Origin of the sequence: Streptococcus oralis, assembly GCF_019334565.1 — a bacterium.
Classification (GTDB): Bacteria; Bacillota; Bacilli; order Lactobacillales; family Streptococcaceae; genus Streptococcus; species Streptococcus oralis_CR.
This window is the reverse complement of the sequence record NZ_CP079724.1, coordinates 1,160,509-1,182,975: the sequence shown is the minus strand read 5'-3', so window position 1 is coordinate 1,182,975 and position 22,467 is coordinate 1,160,509. Positions and strand designations below refer to the sequence as shown.

The 22,467-nt window shown below is 41.6% G+C and carries 23 protein-coding genes, 1 pseudogene and 1 other annotated feature; of the genes and pseudogenes, 23 read left to right on the top strand and 1 reads right to left on the bottom strand.

Annotation, left to right across the window (positions count from 1 at the left end):
- The first annotated feature begins 1 nt into the window (after position 1).
- The 12 genes from proC (at position 2) to KX728_RS05800 (ending at position 9,344) form a co-directional block, all read left to right on the top strand.
- Positions 2-799 (top strand): pyrroline-5-carboxylate reductase, encoded by a 798-nt coding sequence (proC, locus tag KX728_RS05855; protein WP_215804568.1) that lies wholly within the window; start codon positions 2-4, stop codon positions 797-799.
- A gap of 120 nt (positions 800-919) precedes the next feature.
- The gene (gene tmk, locus KX728_RS05850) at positions 920-1,558 is read left to right on the top strand and encodes a dTMP kinase (RefSeq protein WP_215804570.1); all 639 of its coding nucleotides are present in this window, start codon (positions 920-922) and stop codon (positions 1,556-1,558) included.
- Positions 1,555-2,445 carry a DNA polymerase III subunit delta' gene (locus KX728_RS05845; RefSeq protein WP_215804572.1) on the top strand — a complete coding sequence of 297 codons (891 nt, stop codon included), beginning with the start codon at positions 1,555-1,557 and terminating at the stop codon, positions 2,443-2,445. The genes tmk and KX728_RS05845 overlap by 4 nt, the downstream gene beginning before the upstream one ends.
- 36 nt (positions 2,446-2,481) lie before the next feature.
- Positions 2,482-2,799 carry a DNA replication initiation control protein YabA gene (gene yabA, locus KX728_RS05840; protein ID WP_215804573.1) on the top strand — a complete coding sequence of 106 codons (318 nt, stop codon included), beginning with the start codon at positions 2,482-2,484 and terminating at the stop codon, positions 2,797-2,799.
- Between the two features lie 2 nt (positions 2,800-2,801).
- Positions 2,802-3,680 carry a 16S rRNA (cytidine(1402)-2'-O)-methyltransferase gene (gene rsmI / locus KX728_RS05835; RefSeq protein WP_215804574.1) on the top strand — a complete coding sequence of 293 codons (879 nt, stop codon included), beginning with the start codon at positions 2,802-2,804 and terminating at the stop codon, positions 3,678-3,680.
- A gap of 133 nt (positions 3,681-3,813) precedes the next feature.
- A complete protein-coding gene (trmFO, locus tag KX728_RS05830) occupies positions 3,814-5,148 on the top strand; it encodes a methylenetetrahydrofolate--tRNA-(uracil(54)-C(5))-methyltransferase (FADH(2)-oxidizing) TrmFO (protein ID WP_215804958.1) in 1,335 nt (444 codons plus the stop codon).
- Positions 5,149-5,231: 83 nt separating this feature from the next.
- The gene (gene pyrH / locus KX728_RS05825; RefSeq protein WP_000002996.1) at positions 5,232-5,969 is read left to right on the top strand and encodes a UMP kinase; all 738 of its coding nucleotides are present in this window, start codon (positions 5,232-5,234) and stop codon (positions 5,967-5,969) included.
- Between the two features lie 7 nt (positions 5,970-5,976).
- Complete coding sequence (gene frr, locus KX728_RS05820; RefSeq protein ID WP_001262235.1) at positions 5,977-6,534, top strand: ribosome recycling factor; 558 nt, start codon at positions 5,977-5,979, stop codon at positions 6,532-6,534.
- Positions 6,535-6,593: 59 nt separating this feature from the next.
- Positions 6,594-7,448: a CvfB family protein gene (gene cvfB / locus KX728_RS05815; protein ID WP_215804575.1), complete on the top strand. Its 855-nt coding sequence runs from the start codon at positions 6,594-6,596 to the stop codon at positions 7,446-7,448.
- A gap of 11 nt (positions 7,449-7,459) precedes the next feature.
- Positions 7,460-8,038 carry a GrpB family protein gene (locus KX728_RS05810; RefSeq protein WP_215804576.1) on the top strand — a complete coding sequence of 193 codons (579 nt, stop codon included), beginning with the start codon at positions 7,460-7,462 and terminating at the stop codon, positions 8,036-8,038.
- A 23-nt stretch (positions 8,039-8,061) separates the two neighbouring features.
- The gene (locus KX728_RS05805) at positions 8,062-8,277 is read left to right on the top strand and encodes a YozE family protein (protein WP_001232084.1); all 216 of its coding nucleotides are present in this window, start codon (positions 8,062-8,064) and stop codon (positions 8,275-8,277) included.
- 80 nt (positions 8,278-8,357) lie between these two features.
- Positions 8,358-9,344, top strand: a complete 987-nt coding sequence (locus KX728_RS05800) for a PhoH family protein (protein ID WP_084921953.1) — start codon at positions 8,358-8,360, stop codon at positions 9,342-9,344.
- 50 nt (positions 9,345-9,394) lie between these two features.
- Here KX728_RS05800 and ald read toward each other — a convergent pair whose 3' ends face one another.
- Positions 9,395-10,507: an alanine dehydrogenase gene (gene ald / locus KX728_RS05795; RefSeq protein WP_084921952.1), complete on the bottom strand. Its 1,113-nt coding sequence runs from the start codon at positions 10,505-10,507 to the stop codon at positions 9,395-9,397.
- Positions 10,508-10,683: 176 nt separating this feature from the next.
- Between ald and KX728_RS05790 the strand changes: the two genes are divergently transcribed.
- From KX728_RS05790 to KX728_RS05745, 11 genes and pseudogenes are all read left to right on the top strand, one after another.
- Entirely contained in the window at positions 10,684-11,253 is a 570-nt protein-coding gene (locus KX728_RS05790) for a GNAT family N-acetyltransferase (RefSeq protein ID WP_049485310.1), read from the top strand.
- Between the two features lie 66 nt (positions 11,254-11,319).
- Positions 11,320-11,970, top strand: coding sequence for a helix-hairpin-helix domain-containing protein (locus tag KX728_RS05785; protein ID WP_042902392.1), 651 nt, complete (start codon positions 11,320-11,322; stop codon positions 11,968-11,970).
- Complete coding sequence (locus KX728_RS05780; RefSeq protein ID WP_215804577.1) at positions 11,954-14,194, top strand: DNA internalization-related competence protein ComEC/Rec2; 2,241 nt, start codon at positions 11,954-11,956, stop codon at positions 14,192-14,194. Before KX728_RS05785 ends, KX728_RS05780 begins: the two co-directional genes overlap by 17 nt.
- Positions 14,195-14,351: 157 nt before the next feature.
- Positions 14,352-14,557: pseudogene (locus KX728_RS09360) on the top strand (hypothetical protein).
- A 32-nt stretch (positions 14,558-14,589) separates the two neighbouring features.
- Complete coding sequence (locus KX728_RS05775) at positions 14,590-15,183, top strand: ATP-binding cassette domain-containing protein (RefSeq protein WP_042902390.1); 594 nt, start codon at positions 14,590-14,592, stop codon at positions 15,181-15,183.
- Complete coding sequence (locus tag KX728_RS05770; protein WP_042902389.1) at positions 15,180-16,364, top strand: membrane protein; 1,185 nt, start codon at positions 15,180-15,182, stop codon at positions 16,362-16,364. Before KX728_RS05775 ends, KX728_RS05770 begins: the two co-directional genes overlap by 4 nt.
- A 157-nt stretch (positions 16,365-16,521) precedes the next feature.
- Positions 16,522-16,653 (top strand) — a sequence feature (ribosomal protein L20 leader region).
- Between the two features lie 15 nt (positions 16,654-16,668).
- The gene (infC, locus tag KX728_RS05765) at positions 16,669-17,199 is read left to right on the top strand and encodes a translation initiation factor IF-3 (RefSeq protein WP_000848184.1); all 531 of its coding nucleotides are present in this window, start codon (positions 16,669-16,671) and stop codon (positions 17,197-17,199) included.
- Positions 17,200-17,231: 32 nt separating this feature from the next.
- Complete coding sequence (rpmI, locus tag KX728_RS05760; protein WP_001125942.1) at positions 17,232-17,432, top strand: 50S ribosomal protein L35; 201 nt, start codon at positions 17,232-17,234, stop codon at positions 17,430-17,432.
- Between the two features lie 51 nt (positions 17,433-17,483).
- The gene (rplT, locus tag KX728_RS05755; protein ID WP_000124830.1) at positions 17,484-17,843 is read left to right on the top strand and encodes a 50S ribosomal protein L20; all 360 of its coding nucleotides are present in this window, start codon (positions 17,484-17,486) and stop codon (positions 17,841-17,843) included.
- Positions 17,844-18,017: 174 nt separating this feature from the next.
- Positions 18,018-19,682 (top strand): molecular chaperone HscC, encoded by a 1,665-nt coding sequence (locus KX728_RS05750; protein ID WP_215804578.1) that lies wholly within the window; start codon positions 18,018-18,020, stop codon positions 19,680-19,682.
- Positions 19,683-19,695: 13 nt separating this feature from the next.
- The gene (locus KX728_RS05745; protein WP_215804579.1) at positions 19,696-22,467 is read left to right on the top strand and encodes a J domain-containing protein; all 2,772 of its coding nucleotides are present in this window, start codon (positions 19,696-19,698) and stop codon (positions 22,465-22,467) included.

Genomic DNA, 22,467 nt, shown 5'->3' with positions numbered 1-22,467 from the left:
GATGAAGATTGGATTTATCGGTTTGGGGAATATGGGTTCTAGCTTGGCGAAAGCTGTCTTGCAGGCCAAGACGGGTGCTCAGATTCTCCTTGCCAATCGCAGTCAAGTTAAGGTGGATGCTTTCATTACTGACTTTGGCGGTCAAGCTTCTAGTAATGACGAAATCTTCGCAGAAGCAGATGTGATTTTTCTAGGTGTTAAGCCAGCCCAGTTCTCAGACTTGCTTTCTCAATATCAGACCATTCTTGAAAAGAGAGAGAGTCTTCTTTTGATTTCTATGGCGGCTGGATTGACTTTGGAAAAACTGGCAAGTCTTATCCCAAGTCACCACCGAATCATTCGCATCATGCCCAATACACCAGTGGCTATCGGCCAAGGAGTGATTAGTTATGCCATGTCAGCAAACTGTCGTGCTGAGTACAGGGAACTCTTTTGTCAATTATTGGCCAAGGCCGGTCTTTTGGTTGAGCTGGGAGATGGCTTAATCGATGCTGCGACAGGTCTTGCAGGTTGTGGACCAGCCTTTGTCTATCTCTTTATCGAGGCTTTGGCAGATGCAGGTGTGCAGACAGGATTGTCAAGAGAAAGGGCCTTGAAAATGGCAGCCCAAACAGTAGTCGGCGCTGGACAAATGGTTCTCGAAAGCCAGCAACATCCTGGAGTTTTGAAAGACCAAGTTTGCAGTCCAGGAGGTTCGACTATTGCTGGTGTAGCAAGTCTGGAAGAACATGCCTTTAGAGGCACAGTCATGGACGCAGTTCAGCAAGCCTATAAACGAACACAAGAACTAGGTAAATAAGAGGTTGGATGACTCCCAGCCTCTTTTATGGTCGATTGAATGGAGAAGACACAAAAAGATTGTCACAAAAACCTATTTTTTTGATAGAATAGAAGGTAGAAAAAAAGAAATGAGTTAGACATGTCAAAAGGATTTTTAGTCTCTCTTGAGGGACCAGAGGGAGCAGGGAAGACTAGCGTTTTAGAGGCTCTACTCCCAATTTTAGAGGAAAAAGGGGTAGAGGTGTTGACGACCCGTGAACCTGGCGGAGTCTTGATCGGGGAGAAGATTCGGGAAGTGATTTTGGATCCAAGTCACACTCAGATGGATCCTAAAACAGAACTCCTTCTCTATATCGCCAGTCGTAGACAGCACTTGGTGGAAAAAGTTCTCCCTGCTCTTGGAGATGGTAAGTTGGTCATTATGGACCGCTTCATCGATAGTTCTGTTGCTTATCAGGGATTTGGCCGTGGCTTGGATATTGATGCCATTGATTGGCTCAATCAGTTTGCGACAGATGGCCTTAAACCCGATTTGACCCTCTATTTTGACATTGAGGTGGAAGAAGGACTGGCTCGCATTGCTGCTAATAGTGACCGCGAGGTCAATCGTTTGGACATGGAAGGTTTAGACTTGCACAAGAAAGTTCGTCAAGGCTACCTTTCTCTTCTGGACAAAGAAGGAAATCGCATTGTCAAGATTGATGCGAGTCTTCCTTTGGAGCAAGTTGTGGAAACTACCAAGGCTGTCTTGTTTGAGAGAATGGGATTGGCAAAATGAAACAAGATCAACTAAAGGCTTGGCAGCCAGACCAGTTTGACCGTTTTGTCCGTATCCTAGAACAAGACCAGCTCAATCACGCCTATCTCTTTTCAGGTTTCTTTGGAAGCTTGGAAATGGCGCAATTTTTGGCTAAAAGTCTTTTCTGTACGGATAAAGTAGGCGTTTTGCCATGTGAGAAATGCCGAAACTGTAAGCTGATTGAGCAGGAAGAATTTCCCGATGTTACTTTAATCAAGCCAGTCAATCAGGTCATCAAGACAGAACGCATTAGGGAATTGGTGGGTCAGTTTTCTCAAGCAGGGATTGAAAGTCAACAGCAGGTCTTTATTATTGAGCAGGCGGAGAAAATGCATCCTAACGCGGCTAATTCTCTGCTCAAGGTCATCGAAGAACCCCAGAGTGAAGTTTACATTTTCTTCTTGACCAGCGATGAGGAAAAAATCTTGCCAACAATCCGTAGTCGGACCCAGATTTTCCATTTTAAAAAGCAAGAAGAAAAGCTCATCCATCAATTAGAACAAGCAGGTCTGGTCAAGAAAAAAGCAACTCTCTTAGCCCAGTTTTGTCAATCACGTGCTGAAGCTGAAAAGTTGGTCAATCAGGCTAGTTTTTGGACCTTGGTGGATGAGAGCGAACGCCTACTGACCTGGTTATTAGCTAAGAAAAAAGAAAGTTATCTCCAAGTTGCGAAACTAGCCAGCTTGGCAGATGACAAGGAAAAGCAGGATCAGGTCTTGCGAATCCTCGAAGTTCTCTGTGGACAGGACCTCTTGCAAGCAAGGATTCGACAGATTTTACAAGATTTGGTAGAAGCCAGAAAAATGTGGCAAGCTAATGTAAGCTTTCAAAATGCCATGGAATATCTGGTCTTGAAAGAAATATAAACTCAATGAAGGATAAAGAAAGGAAAGGGCTGGTTTATGGATAAAAAAGAATTATTTGACGCGCTGGACGATTTTTCTCAACAGTTATTGGTGACCTTGGCCGATGTGGAAGCCATTAAGAAAAATCTCAAGAGCCTGGTAGAGGAAAATACAGCTCTTCGATTGGAAAATAGTAAGTTGCGCGAACGCTTAGGCGAGGTGGAAGCAGATACACCCGTTAAGGCCAAGCATGTTCGTGAAAGCGTCCGCCGAATCTATAAGGACGGGTTTCACGTATGTAATGATTTTTATGGACAACGCCGAGATCAGGACGAAGAATGTATGTTCTGTGACGAGTTGTTGTACAGGGAGTAGGCATGCAGATTCAAAAAAGTTTTAAGGGGCAAACTCCCTATGGCAAGCTTTACCTAGTAGCAACGCCGATTGGCAATCTAGATGACATGACCTTTCGTGCCATCCAGACTCTAAAAGAAGTGGACTGGATTGCTGCTGAGGACACGCGCAATACAGGACTTTTGCTCAAACATTTTGACATTTCCACCAAGCAGATTAGTTTTCATGAGCATAATGCCAAGGAAAAGATTCCTGATTTGATTGGTTTTCTGAAAGCAGGGCAAAGTATTGCTCAGGTATCCGATGCGGGTCTGCCTAGTATCTCGGACCCTGGTCATGATTTGGTCAAGGCAGCTATTGAGGAAGAAATCGCAGTTGTTACCGTTCCGGGTGCCTCTGCTGGAATTTCTGCCTTGATTGCCAGTGGCCTAGCACCACAACCACATATCTTTTACGGTTTCTTACCGAGAAAATCAGGCCAACAAAAGCAATTTTTCGACTCAAAAAAAGATTATCCTGAAACTCAGATTTTCTACGAATCGCCCCATCGTGTGGCAGATACATTGGAAAATATGCTAGCAGTCTACGGCGACCGCTCGGTGGTCTTGGTTAGAGAATTAACCAAAATCTATGAAGAATACCAACGAGGAAAGATTTCAGAGCTACTAGAAAGTATTGCTGAAACGCCACTCAAGGGTGAATGCCTTCTCATCGTTGAAGGCGCCAGTCAGGATGTGGAAGAAAAGGACGAGGAGGACTTGTTTTCAGAAATCCAATCTCGTATCCAGCAAGGCATGAAGAAAAATCAAGCCATAAAGGAAGTTGCAAAACTCTACCAGTGGAATAAGAGTCAGCTCTACGCTGCCTACCACGATTGGGAAGAAGATCAAGAAAATGACTAAACAGGGAAGTTTTCCTTCTTCCCTTTTTTTGTTATACTAGTAGAAGAAAAATTAGAAAGATTTGTGGGTGTCAAATAGTCTAGTAGCTTGTTTTTATTTGGACTTGGTTTCCACCCAAAGAGGTATTAGTGTCGTGTCTCAATCTTATATCAATGTTATCGGAGCAGGTTTGGCAGGGTCTGAAGCTGCTTATCAAATCGCAGAACGTGGTATTCCAGTTAAACTTTATGAAATGCGTGGGGTCAAGTCAACACCTCAGCACAAAACAGACAATTTTGCTGAATTGGTTTGTTCCAATTCCTTACGTGGGGATGCTTTGACAAATGCCGTTGGGCTTCTCAAGGAAGAAATGCGTCGCTTGGGTTCTGTTATCTTGGAATCTGCTGAAGCTACACGTGTTCCTGCGGGCGGTGCCCTTGCGGTGGACCGTGACGGCTTCTCCCAAATGGTGACCGAAAAAGTAGCCAACCACCCCTTGATTGAGGTGGTTCGTGATGAAATTACAGAATTGCCAACGGATGTTATTACAGTTGTCGCTACTGGTCCTTTGACTAGTGATGCCTTAGCTGAAAAGATTCATGCCCTTAATGATGGGGATGGATTCTATTTCTACGATGCGGCGGCGCCGATTATCGATGTCAACACCATTGATATGAGCAAGGTCTATCTCAAGTCTCGTTATGACAAGGGAGAGGCGGCCTACCTCAATGCTCCAATGACCAAGCAAGAGTTTATGGATTTCCATGAAGCCTTGGTCAATGCGGAAGAAGCACCGCTCAATTCGTTTGAAAAAGAAAAGTACTTTGAAGGTTGTATGCCAATCGAAGTCATGGCTAAGCGTGGCATTAAAACCATGCTTTATGGTCCCATGAAACCAGTCGGTCTGGAGTACCCAGACGACTATACGGGGCCTCGTGATGGCGAATTCAAAACCCCTTATGCAGTTGTCCAGCTTCGTCAGGATAATGCGGCTGGTAGCCTCTACAATATCGTCGGTTTCCAGACCCACCTCAAATGGGGAGAACAAAAGCGTGTCTTCCAAATGATTCCAGGTCTTGAAAATGCGGAGTTTGTTCGCTATGGGGTCATGCACCGCAATTCTTACATGGATTCACCAAATCTTCTCGAGCAAACCTATCGTTCTAAGAAACAACCCAACCTTTTCTTTGCTGGTCAAATGACGGGTGTGGAAGGCTATGTTGAGTCAGCAGCCTCAGGCTTGGTTGCAGGTATTAACGCGGCTCGTCTCTTCAAGGGTGAAAGTGAAGCTATCTTCCCAGAGACCACAGCGATTGGAAGTCTGGCTCATTACATCACTCACGCTGATAGCAAACATTTCCAACCAATTAATGTCAATTTTGGGATTATTAAGGAGTTAGAAGGTGAGCGTATCCGTGATAAGAAGGCTCGTTATGAAAAAATTGCAGAGCGTGCTCTTGCCGACTTAGAGGAATTTTTAACTGTCTAATTTTTTTGAAAGAATTGCTCATGATACTATAAAAATCTTAGAAATTGTGATAAAATAGGTAGGATAAAAAAAGGAGAGTAAAAATGGCGAATCCCAAGTATAAACGTATTTTAATCAAGTTATCAGGTGAAGCCCTTGCCGGTGAACGTGGCGTAGGGATTGATATCCAGACAGTTCAAACAATCGCAAAAGAGATTCAAGAAGTTCATAGCTTAGGTATCGAAATTGCCCTTGTTATTGGTGGAGGAAATCTCTGGCGTGGGGAACCTGCTGCAGAAGCTGGAATGGACCGTGTTCAGGCAGATTACACTGGAATGCTTGGGACCGTGATGAATGCTCTTGTGATGGCAGATTCATTGCAACAAGTTGGTGTCGATACGCGTGTGCAAACTGCCATTGCGATGCAACAAGTGGCAGAACCTTATGTACGTGGACGTGCCCTTCGCCACCTTGAAAAGGGTCGTATCGTTATCTTTGGTGCTGGGATTGGTTCACCTTACTTCTCAACAGATACAACAGCAGCCCTTCGTGCAGCTGAAATCGAAGCGGATGCCATCCTTATGGCTAAAAATGGTGTAGACGGTGTTTACAATGCCGATCCTAAGAAAGACAAAACTGCCGTTAAGTTTGAAGAATTGACCCACCGTGATGTTATCAATAAAGGTCTTCGTATCATGGACTCAACTGCTTCAACCCTCTCTATGGACAACGACATTGACTTGGTTGTCTTCAATATGAACCAACCAGGCAACATCAAACGTGTCGTATTTGGTGAAAATATCGGAACAACAGTTTCAAACAATATCGAAGAAAAGGAATAAGAAAATTATGGCTAATGCAATTGTAGAAAAAGCAAAAGAGAGAATGACCCAGTCTCATCAATCACTTGCTCGTGAATTTGGTGGTATCCGTGCCGGTCGTGCCAACGCAAGCTTGCTAGACCGTATCCATGTAGAATACTATGGAGTCGAAACTCCTCTTAACCAAATCGCTTCAATTACTATTCCAGAAGCGCGTGTTTTGTTGGTAACACCATTTGACAAGTCTTCATTGAAAGACATCGAACGTGCCTTGAACGCTTCTGATCTTGGTATTACACCAGCTAATGACGGTTCTGTGATCCGTTTGGTTATCCCTGCTCTTACAGAAGAGACTCGTCGTGACCTTGCCAAAGAAGTGAAGAAGGTCGGTGAAAATGCTAAAGTGGCTGTCCGCAATATCCGTCGCGACGCTATGGATGAAGCTAAAAAGCAAGAAAAAGCAAAAGAAATCACTGAAGACGAATTGAAGACTCTTGAAAAAGATATTCAAAAAGTAACAGACGATGCTGTGAAACACATCGACGACATGACTGCTAATAAAGAAAAAGAAATCTTGGAAGTCTAAAAATAAACAGAAAAACTCAGTTGGCATTGCTGGCTGAGTTTTATTCGAAAGAAGGAAATATGAATACAAATCTTGCAAGTTTTATCGTTGGACTCATCATCGATGAAAATGACCGTTTTTACTTTGTGCAAAAGGATGGTCAGACCTATGCTCTTGCCAAGGAAGAAGGCCAACATACAGTAGGGGATACGGTCAAAGGTTTTGCCTACACGGATATGAAGCAAAAACTCCGCTTGACCACTCTAGAAGTGACTGCCACTCAGGACCAATTTGGCTGGGGAACCGTAACAGAAGTTCGTAAGGATTTGGGTGTCTTTGTCGATACCGGTCTACCTGATAAGGAAATCGTTGTGTCACTCGATATCCTCCCTGAGCTCAAGGAACTCTGGCCTAAGAAAGGTGATAAACTTTACATCCGTCTTGAAGTGGACAAGAAAGACCGAATCTGGGGACTTTTGGCGTATCAGGAAGACTTCCAACGTCTGGCTCGTCCTGCTTACAACAACATGCAGAACCAAAACTGGCCAGCCATTGTTTACCGTCTCAAGCTGTCAGGAACATTTGTTTACCTACCAGAGAATAACATGCTTGGTTTCATTCACCCAAGTGAACGTTACGCAGAGCCACGTTTGGGGCAAGTGCTAGATGCGCGTGTCATCGGTTTCCGTGAAGTGGACCGTACCTTGAACCTATCCCTCAAACCACGTTCTTTTGAGATGTTGGAAAGTGATGCTCAGATGATTTTGACCTACTTGGAAAGCAATGGCGGTTTCATGACCTTGAATGATAAGTCTTCTCCTGAGGACATCAAGGCAACCTTTGGTATCTCTAAAGGTCAGTTCAAGAAAGCACTCGGTGGCTTGATGAAGGCTGGTAAAATCAAGCAAGACCAGTTTGGTACAGAGTTGATTTAAACCTTATAGACATGATAAAGAAACTTGAAGAAATGAGTTTAGAGGAACTCTGGCAACTTTTTCCTATTTTTCTAGTAGAGCACAAGTCAGAGTGGAAAGACTGGTATGAATCGGAAAAAACAAGTCTGAAAAAAATATTGGGTGCAAATGTTATTAAAAGAATAGAACATATCGGTAGCACTGCTATCCCTAATATTTGGGCCAAAAATATCGTTGACATTCTGTTAGAAGTAGGTAAAATAGAGGATTTAGCAAGAGTTAGGGATTTATTGGTGAAGAATGGTTGGCTAGTGATGTCGGAGAGTCCTAACAGGATTTCGCTAAATAAAGGATATACAGAGCAGGGATTTGCTGAGAAAGTTTTTCATTTACATTTGCGAATGACAGGAGATCATAACGAGATTTATTTTAGAGATTATCTCTGCCAGCATCCTGATATCGCCCAAGCGTATCAGGAATTAAAACTCAGTTTGTGGAAGAAATTTGAACACAACCGAGACGCCTATACTGATGCGAAAACGGATTTTATAAACCACTACGTTTCAGAGGCTAAGTCCAGTAATTTTCAAGAATCAGAAAAGTGTCATTAAAAAACTCTTGATAGGAGAAAGAATTGAGAAAATCATTTTACACTTGGCTCATGACCGAGCGCAATCCTAAAAGTAATAGTCCCAAAGCCATTTTGGCAGATCTCGCTTTTGAGGAGTCAGCTTTTCCAAAACACACAGATGATTTTGATGAGGTGAGTCGCTTTTTGGAGGAGCATGCCAGCTTCTCTTTTAACCTAGGAGACTTTGACGCCATCTGGCAAGAATACTTAGAACACTAGAGACAATGAGATGAGGCTAGTATTTTATTGTTCTCTTTGCTATAATAAAAAGAAATAAACGGATTAGAGAGGTTCTTTATTTGAAGGAACATTCAATAGACATTCAACTGAGTCATCCAGATGACTTGTTCCATCTTTTTGGATCCAACGAGCGCCATCTTCGTTTGATGGAAGAAGAGCTCGATGTGGTGATTCATGCCCGTACGGAGATTGTCCAGGTTTTGGGCGAAGAGACTGCCTGTGAGGAAGCCCGTCAGGTTATTCAGGCTTTGATGGTCTTGGTGAATCGGGGGATGACCGTTGGCACGCCAGATGTGGTGACTGCGATTAGCATGGTCAAAAACGATGAAATCGACAAGTTTGTCGCCCTTTACGAAGAAGAAATTATCAAAGACAATACTGGGAAACCGATCCGTGTCAAAACCTTGGGTCAAAAGCTTTATGTGGACAGTGTCAAACAGCATGATGTGACCTTTGGAATCGGACCTGCAGGGACAGGGAAGACCTTTCTTGCAGTGACCTTGGCAGTGACAGCTCTTAAACGTGGGCAAGTCAAGCGGATTATCCTTACTCGTCCAGCAGTGGAAGCAGGTGAGAGTCTAGGATTTCTTCCGGGTGATCTTAAGGAGAAGGTGGATCCTTATCTTCGACCAGTTTATGATGCCTTGTATCAGATTCTCGGCAAAGACCAAACGACTCGTCTTATGGAGCGTGAAATTATCGAAATAGCGCCTCTTGCCTACATGCGTGGGCGGACCTTGGATGATGCCTTTGTCATTCTCGATGAAGCACAAAATACGACCATCATGCAGATGAAGATGTTCTTGACTCGTTTAGGATTTAATTCGAAGATGATTGTCAATGGAGATATCAGTCAGATTGACCTGCCACGTAACGTCAAGTCCGGTTTGATTGATGCCCAAGAAAAGCTCAAGAACATTCACCAAATCGACTTTGTTCATTTTTCAGCCAAGGATGTGGTTCGCCATCCAGTTGTCGCTCAGATTATCCGAGCTTATGAACCAGCTTCAGTTAAAAATGAAGAAAAGAAGGAAGAAACAGAATAGCAAAAAAGCAGTTCAGATGTGAACTGCTTTTTTTTAATGAGTGTCTAGCTTTAAACAAGTTCGTCGATAGACGTGTGCTCTTTAGCGAGGCCTTGAGCAACTGGGAGGCTAGTTAAGTAACCTTTATAAGTGGTCACACCTTGACGCAAGCCTTCATCTTCAGCAATTGCTTGTGTGAATCCTTTGCCAGCCAATGCCTCGATATAAGGAAGAGTGACATTGGTTAGGGCGATAGTAGAAGTACGGGCGACCGCACCAGGGATATTGGCAACGGCATAGTGGAGAACACCGTATTTTTCATAGACAGGTTCATCGTGTGTTGTCACACGGTCAGCTGTCTCGATAACGCCACCTTGGTCAACGGCAACGTCAACAATGACAGAGCCTGGACGCATTTGTTTGACCATCTCATCTGTCACCAATTTCGGTGCTTTGGCACCAGGGATGAGAACTGCACCAATCACCACATCAGCATCTCTCACACTTGCTTCGATGTTGAATGAATTAGACATAAGAGTTTGGATTTGGTTTCCAAAGACTTCTTCTAGAACTGAGAGACGCTTAGCGCTGATATCTAAAATAGTCACTTGAGCACCAAGACCAAGGGCAATGCGGGCAGCATGTGTACCGACGACACCACCACCGATGATGGTTACTTTTCCTTTTGGAACACCTGGTACACCACCTAGTAGGACACCAGAACCACCAGCTTGCTTAGTAAGGAAGTGAGCTCCGATTTGAACAGCCATACGACCTGCAACCTCACTCATAGGAACGAGGAGCGGTAGTTGTCCTTGATTGTCACGAACAGTTTCATAGGCAATTCCTGTTGTTTTGGCTGCTAACATAGCTTCTGCTAATTCTGGCGCAGCGGCCATGTGCAAGTAGGTGAAGAGAAGAAGATCGTCGCGCAGATAACCATATTCAGAAGCTAGTGGCTCTTTTACTTTCACGACTAACTCGGCAGCCCAGGCTTCAGCAGCAGTAGCGACAATCTCAGCTCCTTGCTTTTGATAGTCCGAATCAGTAAATCCTGAACCGAGACCAGCATTTGTTTCGATGAGGACGCGATGTCCACGGCTGACTAAACTGTGGACGCCAGCAGGAGTGAGGGCAACGCGGTTTTCGTTATTTTTAATTTCTTTTGGAATTCCGATTAACATAGAGATAACCTACCTTTCAATTGACGGGATTGTTTTAGTTGTCACATTCCAGTTCATAAATCAAAAATGTGATGGTTTTATTGTATATGAAACCGCTTCAAAAATCAAGAAAAACTTGTCATCCAAATTTATTTATGCTAGACTAGTGAGAATCAAACTCTAATGGAGGGAAAAGTATGGAATCAATATTTGTGAAATTTGCCCAGTATCCATCAATAGAAACGGAGCGTTTGTTGCTCCGACCTGTAACCTTGGACGATGCAGAAGCTATGTTTGAGTATGCCTCAGACAGAGAAAATACACGCTACACTTTTCCAACAAATCAAAGCCTAGAAGAAACCAAGAACAACATCGCTCAGTTTTACTTGGCTAGTCCCTTGGGCCGTTGGGGAATCGAATTAAAAAGCAATGGTCAGTTTATTGGTACCATTGACTTGCACAAGATCGACCCCCTTCTCAAAAAAGCAGCTATTGGTTACATTATCAACCAAAAGTATTGGAATCAGGGATTGATGACAGAAGCCAATCGTGCCGTGATTGAACTGGCTTTTGAGAAGATTGGAATGAACAAGTTGACCGCTCTTCACGATAAAGACAATCCCGCATCAGGAAAGGTCATGGAGAAATCAGGTATGCGTTTTTCCCACGAAGAACCCTATGCCAGAATGGATAATAAAGAACCAGGTCGAATGATCACAAGGGTTCATTATGTCTTGACTAAGGAAGACTATTTTGCAAATAAATAAGCAGGTGAAAAGATTTTTCAGCTGTTTTTTTCTTTCTCTTGCGAATAACTTAAGAGAGGAGAAAATATGGAAGCAATTATCGAGAAAATCAAAGAGTATAAAATCATTGTCATCTGTGCTGGTTTGGGTTTGGCCTTGGGCGGATTTTTCTTGCTAAAACCATCTACACAAAAACCCGTCACAGAAACAAATTTGCAGGCTGAAGTTGCAGCTGTTTCAAAGGATTCATCATCTGAAAAGGAAATCAAGAAGGAAGAAAAGGAAGAATCTGCTGAACAAGATCTAATCACGGTAGATGTCAAAGGTGCTGTTAAATCGCCAGGGATTTATGATTTGCCAGTAGGAAGTCGAGTTCATGATGCCGTTCAGAAGGCAGGTGGCTTGACAGATGAGGCAGATAGCAAGTCGCTCAATCTAGCACAGAAAGTCAGTGACGAGGCTCTTGTCTATGTTCCAACTAAGGGAGAAGAAGCGGCTAGTCAGCAGGCTGCCTCAGGAACGACTCCTTCGACAAGTAAAGATAAGAAGGTCAACCTCAATAAAGCTAGTCTGGAAGAACTCAAGCAGGTCAAAGGCTTGGGAAGAAAGCGAGCACAGGATATTATCGACCATCGTGAGGCAAATGGCAAATTCAAGTCGGTAGATGAATTAAAGAAAGTCTCTGGTATTGGCGCTAAGACCATAGAAAAGCTAAAAGATTATGTCACAGTGGATTAAGAATTTCCCTATCCCCCTAATCTATCTGAGTTTTCTGTTACTCTGGCCTTACTATGCCATTTTCTCAGTATCTTATCTTGCTTTACTAGGCTTTGTTTTTCTACTCATCTGTCTCTTTTTTCAATTTCCTTGGAAATCGGCCGGTAGAGTTCTAGCGATTTGTGGAGTTTTTGGAATTTGGTTTTTGTTTCAAAATTGGCAACAGACACAAGCAAGTCAAAACCTAGCGGATTCTGTTGAGAGGGTACGGATTTTACCAGATACCATCAAAGTCAATGGAGACAGTCTGTCCTTTCGGGGCAAGGCTGAGGGCCGCACCTTCCAAGTTTATTATAAGCTACAGTCCGAGGAAGAGAAAGAGCTCTTTCAGGCCTTAACAGACCTTCATGAGATAGAGATAGAAGGAAAACTTTCAGAGCCTGAAGTTCAGAGGAATTTTGGTGGCTTTAACTACCAAGCCTATCTGAAGACTCAAGGAATTTACCAAATTTTGACTATCAAGAGTATCCAGTCAATGAAACAGGTTAGAAGTTGGGATATAGGAGAAAATCTGTCTGGTTTACGTCGGAAGGCTGTAGTTTGGATCAAGATGCGCTTTCCAGATCCTATGCGCAATTATATGACAGGTCTTCTTTTAGGACATTTGGACACGGACTTTGAGGAGATGAATGAGCTCTATTCCAGTCTTGGAATTATCCATCTCTTTGCCTTGTCGGGTATGCAGGTAGGCTTTTTCATGGATGCCTTTAAGAAACTCCTCTTGCGATTGGGCTTAACTCAAGAAAAGTTGAAGTGGCTAACTTATCCCTTTTCTCTTATCTATGCAGGTCTGACAGGATTTTCAGCATCTGTTATTCGCAGTCTCTTGCAAAAGTTACTGGCCCAACATGGTGTTAAGGGTTTGGATAATTTTGCCTTGACGATCCTTGGCCTCTTTATCATCATGCCCAACTTTTTCTTGACAGCAGGAGGAGTCTTGTCCTGCGCATACGCTTTTATCTTGACCATGACTAGTAAAGAAGGGGAGGGACTCAAGGCTGTTGCTAGAGAAAGTCTGGTCATTTCCTTGGGAATATTGCCTATTCTATCCTTCTATTTTGCAGAATTTCAGCCTTGGTCTATCCTTTTGACCTTTGTATTTTCCTTTCTGTTTGATGTGGTCTTTTTGCCACTTTTGTCCATCTTATTTATTCTGTCTTTTGTTTACCCAGTCACTCAGTTTAACTTTGTCTTTGAGTGGTTGGAGAACATCATTCGCTTGGTATCGCAGCTGGCAAGCAGGCCTCTGGTCTTTGGTCAACCCAATGCATGGCTGTTGATTCTACTGTTAGTTTCATTAGCCTTGGTCTATGACATGAGGAAAAACATCAAAAGACTAGCAGGATTTAGTCTCTTTATTGTGGGTCTCTTTTTCCTGACCAAGCATCCACTTGAAAATGAAATCATCATGTTGGATGTGGGGCAAGGTGAAAGTATTTTCCTACGGGATGTAACTGGTAAAACCATTCTCATAGATGTGGGTGGTAAGGCAGAATCTGACAAGAAAATCCAAGCTTGGCAAGAAAAGGCGACAACCAACAATGCCCAGAGAACCTTGATTCCCTATCTTAAAAGTCGAGGAGTAGACAAGATTGACCAGCTGATTTTGACAAATACAGATAAGGAGCATATTGGCGATTTGCTGGAGGTAACCAAGGCTTTTCATGTCGGAGAGATTTTAGTATCAAAAGGAAGTCTGACACAGAAGGAATTTGTAGCGGAACTAGAAGCAAGTCAAAACAAGGTACGTAGTGTGGTAGCTGGGGAGAATTTCCCGATTTTTGGCAGTTTCTTAGAAGTCCTATCTCCAAGGAAGATTGGAGATGGGAATCGTGATGATTCTCTGGTTCTTTATGGAAAACTTTTGGATAAGCACTTTCTCTTCACAGGAAATTTGAAAGAGAAGGGAGAGAAGGATCTTCTAAAGCAATACCCTGGCTTAGAGGTGGATGTCCTGAAAGCAGGCCAACATGGTGCTAAAACCTCATCAAATCCAGCTTTCCTAGAAAAAATCAAACCAGAAATTACTCTCATTTCAGTCGGAAAGAGCAATCGTGCGAAACTCCCCCATCAGGAAACCTTGACACGACTGGAAAGTATCAAGAGTAATATCTACCGAACTGACCAGCAAGGGGCTATCCGCTTTACAGGGTGGAATAGTTGGAGAATTGAAACGGTTCGTTAGAAAGAAAAGATGTTATATATTAGTAAAATAAACAAATAATCTGTTGCATAATATAGGGAAAAACGATATAATGAAAGCGTCTCCAATAGTAAAGATATAAATGCAATGAAAACATGAAAAATCAGTAAAACCCGTTTTATTAGCTAGTTTATACTCTATTGGTCTTTTTCAATCCATTGCATCTGCTGTAACAGTCACTAAAAAATATTGGTATGATTGGAATACTATGTGGGAATATAGTACTAACTATCACAACCATCAATACATTTCTAGCCCGTTATGGTCTATTCTGAGTATAAAATTGGCGGAGGATGGAATTACAATCGTTATGAGGTCATAAACTACTACAGCGGAGGCTATTAATCGATAAAGAGTGAGAAAAAGGAGGGCTGTATATGATAAATCTTACTCATGTTACCTTAAAAACGCGACAAGTCATCTTGCAAGATGTTGATTTCACCTTTAAAAAGGGTAGGATTTATGGCCTTCTTGCTATCAATGGCTCGGGAAAGACGACACTATTCCGAGCTATGAGCAAGTTGCTTCCCCTTAGTAGTGGACACATCGCAGTTCCTCCTTCTTTGTTTTATTATGAGAGCGTTGAATGGCTGGATGGAAACTTAAGTGGGATGGACTACCTTCGTCTCATAAAAAACATCTGGAAGTCAGACCTAAACTTGAGGGATGAAATTGATTACTGGGAAATGTCTGACTATATCAACCTTCCCATCCGCAAGTATTCCTTAGGGATGAAGCAACGCTTGGTGATTGCTATGTATTTCCTCAGTCAGGCGAAATGCTGGCTCATGGATGAGATAACAAATGGCTTAGATGAGTATTATCGACAGAAGTTTTTTGATAGGCTGGCACAAATCGATAGAAAAGAACAGCTGGTTCTTTTGAGTTCCCACTACAAAGAGGAGTTAATGGAGATTTGCGATAGCATCGTAACCATTCGTCAGGGGCAGATAGAAGAGGTTCCGTTATGAAAGATATTAGCCTATTTTTATTAAAGAAAGTTTTCAAAAGTCGTTTAAACTGGATTATCTTACTTTTATTTGCATCTGTACTCGGTGTTACCTTTTATTTAAATAGTCAGACTGCAAACTCACACAGCTTGGAGAGCGAGTTGGAAACCCGTCTTGTAAAAGATGAGAGAATCGTCAATGAAAATGAAGTGAAGCTTTCCCAAATGTCTGACACCAGCTCGGAGGAATACCAGATTGTTAAAAGTAATTTAGACTCGCAAAAAAATCTTTTGACTCAAAAGAAAGAAATTCTGGCTTTGTTAAAAGAAGGACGCTGGAAAGAAGCCTATTATTTGCAGTGGCAAGATGAAGAGAAGAATTATGAAGTTATGTCAAATCAACCGACTTCTAGCTCTGAATTAAAAATGGCGAGCGACCGCCAACGGAAGATTTACCAAGCCCTGTATCCCTTGAATATAAAAGCCCACAATTTAGAATATCCGACCCACGGGATTGATCAGATTGTCTGGATTTTAGAGGCTATCATCCCAAGCTTGTTTGTGATTGGTATTATTTTTATGCTTACACAACTGTTCGCAGAAAGATATCAAAATCATCTCGATACAGCTCAGTTATATCCTTTTTCAAAAGCGACATTTGCCATGTCCTCTCTTGGAGTTGGGGTGAGCTATGTAACCGTGCTGTTTATTGGAATCTGTGGATTTTCTTTTCTAGTGGGAAGTCTGATAAGTGGTTTTGGACAGTTAGATTATCCATACCCGTTCTATAGCTTAACCAATCAAGAGGTAACTATTGGAAAAATACAAGATGTGTTATTTCCTAGCTTGCTCTTAGCTTTCTTAGCCTTTATCGTCATTGTGGAAGTCGTCTACTTGATTGCTTACTTTTTCAAGCAAAAAATGCCTGTTCTCTTTCTTTCACTCATTGGGATTGTTGGCTTGTTGTTTGGTATCCAAACGATCCAGCCTCTTCAGAGTATTGCACATCTGATTCCCTTTACTTACTTGCGTTCAGTAGAGATTTTATCTGGAAGATTACCTAAGCAAATTGATAATATCAATCTAAATTGGAGCATGGGGATGGTCTTACTTCCTTGCCTGATTATCCTTTTGTTAGTGGGGATTCTATTTATCGAAAGATGGGGAAGTTCACGTAAAAAGGAAGTTTTTAATAGGTCTTAGCGTTCCTATACGGAGGATGAGGAAAAAACTAACACAGAGAGGGAACCGGAATGGTTCTCTCTTTTTGATGCGGACATCAAGAAGAAAACAGAAAGTTTTTTGAAAAAATAACTTTTTATCTTGACAAGGAATAGAAAACTTGGTATCATATAAAAGTTGAGAAAAGCAGAAGTGAGAGCTTCTCGCCTTGTGACATCAAGTTGCCTGGCCCTACGGATGAAAAGTTTCTAAGAAACGCTATCATAACGTGCGGGCTTGTATCATTACGAGTCCGCTATTGTTTTTCTCTAATAATAAAAAAGAGGTGAAAACCATAGCAAAGCAAGACTTATTCATCAATGATGAAATTCGTGTACGTGAAGTTCGCTTGATCGGTCTTGAGGGAGAACAGCTAGGCATCAAGCCACTCAGTGAAGCGCAAGCATTAGCTGATAGTGCAAATGTTGACTTAGTATTGATTCAACCCCAAGCAAAACCACCTGTTGCTAAAATTATGGACTACGGTAAGTTCAAATTTGAGTACCAGAAAAAGCAAAAAGAACAACGTAAAAAACAAAGTGTTGTTACTGTGAAAGAAGTTCGTCTGAGTCCAACTATTGACAAGGGTGACTTTGACACAAAACTTCGCAATGCACGCAAGTTCCTTGAAAAAGGAAATAAAGTTAAGGTATCCATTCGCTTTAAAGGGCGTATGATCACCCATAAAGAGATTGGTGCAAAAGTTTTAGCCGAGTTTGCTGAAGCAACACAAGATATTGCAATCATCGAACAACGAGCTAAGATGGATGGACGCCAAATGTTCATGCAGTTGGCGCCAGCAACTGACAAAAAATAATTGTCAGAAAGTTAAATAAAGGAGAAAAAATCATGCCAAAACAAAAAACACACCGCGCATCAGCTAAACGTTTCAAACGTACAGGTTCTGGTGGACTTAAACGTTTCCGTGCTTACACTTCTCACCGTTTCCACGGAAAAACTAAGAAACAACGTCGTCATCTTCGTAAAGCATCTATGGTGCATTCAGGAGATTTCAAACGTATCAAAGCAATGCTTACTCGCTTGAAATAATAGCCTAACAGTAAGTAAACAATTCTAGGAAATATTTGGAGGAAATAAAACATGGCACGTGTTAAAGGTGGCGTTGTATCACGCAAACGTCGTAAACGTATTCTTAAATTAGCAAAAGGTTACTATGGAGCTAAACACATCTTGTTCCGTACTGCAAAAGAACAAGTAATGAACTCTTACTACTATGCATACCGTGACCGTCGTCAGAAAAAACGTGACTTCCGTAAATTGTGGATCACTCGTATCAATGCGGCAGCTCGTTTGAACGGACTTTCATACTCACAATTGATGCATGGTTTGAAATTGGCTGAAATCGAAGTTAACCGTAAAATGCTTGCTGACTTGGCTGTTAACGATGCAGCAGCTTTCACAGCTCTTGCAGATGCAGCTAAAGCAAAACTTGGTAAATAATGACAACTGTTTCATTCTTACTCTCGTGGTTTTTACCGCAAGAGTAGGGTGAAACTTTTTTATTTTCCTTAAACGATTTTCTATTTTAGAGAGTAAATAACAGATTTTTTCAAAGAAAATAGGATATTTCTTGTATAATAGGAATATCTAAAAAAGATTTGGAGTTAGAAGAAGATGATAGTAGGTATTGATTTAGGAACGACTAATTCTTTAGTAGGGGTTTATCAAGATGGCCAGGTCAAGCTGATTCCCAATGCTTTTGGTGAGTATTTGACTCCTTCTGTTGTGGCTTTAGATGACAATGATGAGATTATAGTTGGAAAAATTGCCAAGGAACGCTTGGTAACCCACCCAGATAAGACGGTTTCTCAGTTCAAGCGTTTTATGGGGACTAAGCATGAGTTGACGTTAGGAAATCGAGCATATAAGGCTGAAGAATTAAGCTCCTTTATCATTCGAAAGTTGGTAGATGATGCAGAGACCTATCTTGGAGAAAAGGTTGAGGAAGTGATTGTTAGCGTTCCAGCCTATTTCAATGATGCTCAACGCTATGCGACCAAACTAGCAGGGAAATTTGCAGGCGTTCAGATTGATCGGATTATCAATGAACCTTCCGCAGCGGCTCTAGCTAAAAGATCTATGGTAAACCAAGAAGATCAATCTTTTATTGTAGTCGATTTTGGTGGTGGGACTCTTGACATTTCAGTTGTAGAGCTTTTTGATAATATTGTCGAAATCGTGTCGATTGCAGGGGACAATCGTTTGGGAGGAGAAGATTTTACTGCGGCTATTGCTGAGGAATTTTTAGTCTCCAATCAATTAACCAAGGATACGATTTCCCGAGAATTTTATAGCAAAATTCTGGTACAGGCTGAAAAGACTAAGCTAGAACTCAATAGTAAAGAAGAAGTGAAGATGACAGTTCTGGACCAAGATCAGGAATACACTCTAGACTTGAGCTACCAGCGTTTTTATGAGCTTTGTCAACCTCTGCTAGCCCGTGTTAAGGCCGTTTTGGACCGTGCCTTGATGGATGCACGTTATAGCTATGTATCATCTGATAACTTTGTTCTTGTTGGTGGGACTTCGAAACTCCGCTTGGTTCAGGACTTTTTATCCTACTGTATCAATCAAATGGTTCAGGTATCTGATGATCCCGATCGGATGATTGCGAGAGGTTGTGCCCTTTTAGCAGGAATAAAAGAACGGCAGGGTGAGATACGAGATTTATTACTGTCTGATATTTGCCCTTTTACACTGGGGATTGAGATAGTTGGAGACCGTTTTTCGCCGATTATTGAGCGAAATTCAACCCTACCTGCTTCACGCATTGAGCAGTATTATACAGCTGAATTGGGACAGAGCCAAGTCAAGATAAAGGTCTATCAAGGTGAGATGATGAAGGCATCACAAAACCTGTTTCTAGGAGAATTAGAAGTTCCCGTCCCTGTGAATACTCGAGTAAATGAAAGTTTCACAGTTCGGTTTACCTATGATTTAAATGGAATTTTGGATGTCGAAGTGAAAATTGATTCCACACAGGAAGTCTTTAGTCATGTTATTCTCCAAGATAGTGTTACTCTGACAGAAAAGGAAATCAAGGCTAAGCAAGCAGAGTTGACTCGCTATAAGATCAATGCTCAAGAAACAGAGGTTTATCGTTTCTTGATTGAAAAAGCGAATCGTGTGTACAGTATGCTCTTGGGGAGAAGAAGAGATGAGCTAATGGCTGAAACTAGACGATTTGAAGAAGAGGTCAGTCAAGCATCTGTTTATCATTTGCCAAAACTCTATCAATCATTTTCAAACTATTTAGACTTCCTAGAGCGAGGACTGTAAAAGAGGAGACCTTATGAATATATGGGAAACTTTAGGGATAGAGCCAACGACTGACGTCAAGCTTATTAGAAGGCGTTATGCTGAACTGGTTCGGCTCTATCACCCAGAAGACCAACCAGAAATTTACCAAGAAATTGTTGAAGCTTACCAAAAAGCCTTGACTTATGCGAGGTCTAGAAACACAAGACCAGAAAATAGCCTAAGAAAAGCGAGTGACTCTCAAGAAGCTACTGAACTTGAAGAAGAGGCGAATGAAAAGCCTAACTCTAGTCTCAACTTTGAAAACTTGACTGAAGAAACGAAGACTGAGAACGAAGAGTCTGAAAGATCTAGTCTTGATTTCAGTGATTATCAGCAATCAACTGATAAAACAAGCAATTCCTTTAACTTTGAAACCTTTAAAGCAGAAGAGGATGAGCAAAAGTCCACCCTTGACTTTAGTGACTATGATGAGGAAGTTCAGCTAAATGGAGATTCTGAAGAAAGAGCTACGAATCCCCTCAATTTTGAAACGTTTGGTGATGAAGAGAACCGTGGGCAAGAAGGAATAACAAGGTCTACTCTTGACTTTAGTGGTTATAATGAAGAAACTTATCTGATTCGAAATGCGATTGAAAGTATTGTTGGAAATGACGGTTATAACCAAGAGGAACAAGAGCATCTATGGCGTCAGTTCTTTCATCAGTATCAGTATGATATGGACATTGTTCAATCCGTTTTAGAGGAAATGGATGTTTATATTTTTAATAAACCAGAGCAATTCTCTATCCTCATTCCCTTGCTGGAAGATTATATACCTGACTTCCGACACTGGGGCTATTACTATAAATTGAAGTATTGGAAAGTTAAAAGAGCTATAGCAGAAGAGGAAGGCAGTTCGCTTGAAAGCGCACATGAAGCCACTGAAGAATTCTATTATTCTTATCAACTTTGCCAAGAAATTCTCCAAGATTTTAACAAAGCAAATCAATTGAGCTCCTGGATAGAGTTTTTCAAGCACCCTTATTTGGCCTTTATGGTCTTAGATCAAGTAAATCAGAATCGTCAAATAATCAAGAGTGTGCCCGTTTTAACCTATATCCTGGGAAAAAACCGACAAGTCATATTTGAAGAGGATTATCCACTCTTGAACGACTTGGCTGATTACTTAGAGGAAGTAAAAGAGGAGCTGGGAGAAAACGTTGACTTTAGTCATTACACTCTAGATAATCCGGATGAAGTTGAGGCAGCCTTCTATGAGTTGCTCCATGCTCACTATGAAGACGAGTATAAACTGTTACGTGATTGGCAATACCTTTTTGAATCAGTCAAAGATCACACGCTCCTACTTGATTTGTTAGAAAAGGTGGACGTCTATCCTTTAACCAATGCGAAAGTGTTAGCCCTTGTTTTCCAATTTGTGGAGCGTTATAGTGATGAGGAATCAAATCCTTACCTGAAGAAACTTCATTTCTGGAAGAGTATCCATTCTTATCCTTCAGTGGTAGAGGAGTACGCACTAGATAAAAAAGAAAATTTTGATTACTGGTACAATGAAGGTTATCTCTATATGGATAAGCTCACCAAGAGCGATGAAGATATCAATGATTGGGAGAAGTGGAGAAGCTACTTTAAAGGAAGACCACGCATTCTAACGATTTTACTCCAACAGATCTATAAGGAGTACCATCGGTTTACAGACGGCGAGCTCCTGATATATGTTTTAGCTCCTTTTCCTACTTCTAAAATGGCTCCCCAAATGATGACGGAGGAGACAGACCAGAAACTAGAAGAGATGACGACTTATGCCTATGAACTTAGTCATCCAAAGGCCAAGCTCTCTTATTTGGATTGGAAAAAAAGACAGGTCTTAAAAAATAAGTTTCTTCAGATTTTCTCTGGTCTCTTTACGATTGTAAGTTTGCTACTTAGTGTTCTAGAGCGACCGGGTTATAATTCATGGGTTCATGCGGGTATGTTTTCTCTCTTTTACGTCTATATGCTAAAATTAAGGAAAACACCGATTGAGGAGGGAGTGACTGCTAGAGGAGAAAAACGGAAATTCTACTACAGCTCCCATCCATGGTTCCTACTAATCTTGCTATTGACCCTCGTCATTCCATCCTTACCGTTTGGTCTCATTGGTGCCCTTATGTTCATTACATTTTTCAGCTTCATCGATGGTTTCCAAGTGAGTCAGGGGCTGAAATGGGATTATTCTTTGGAGAAGCTGATTCCTGTTGGTATCTTTCTTTCTGCTGGTTTTCTTTCTGCTTTGGTAAATCGAAGCCAGACTATTTCAGGAGTTGCCATAGCTTACTTCCATATTTTTGCAATCCTTGTGATTTGCTTGTCTTTTACAAGATTTAGTCCTGGATTTCCACCATCTCTGAAGAAAATTCTCCTTCCAGCAATCTTGGGAATCTTACTCTTTCAAACGTTGCCTTACATTCACAGCCGTTTAGACATCTTTGATCCAACTATTCTACGAAATGAAACGCTGGCTATAACCGTTATCCTCTTGTTAAATGGAATTGTCTTGTCTTATTTTACAAAGGAACAAGGCTTCATGATTGGTGTGAAGAAGGTCTTTATGATTTATGGATTGCAGATCTTTATTTTCCTAAGAAGACTGTTCCGGATCCTATTCGCACCAAATTCAGTTTTCGGTAATAACTATCATTACAAAGACTTACTACTCATGAATAGTGAATTTACGTTCTACTTCCTCGAGGGACTTTTTGTCCTTATCATGCTTTTCCTTATTCGCAATATACGCAAGGAAAATCGTAAAAGTGCTGCTTAG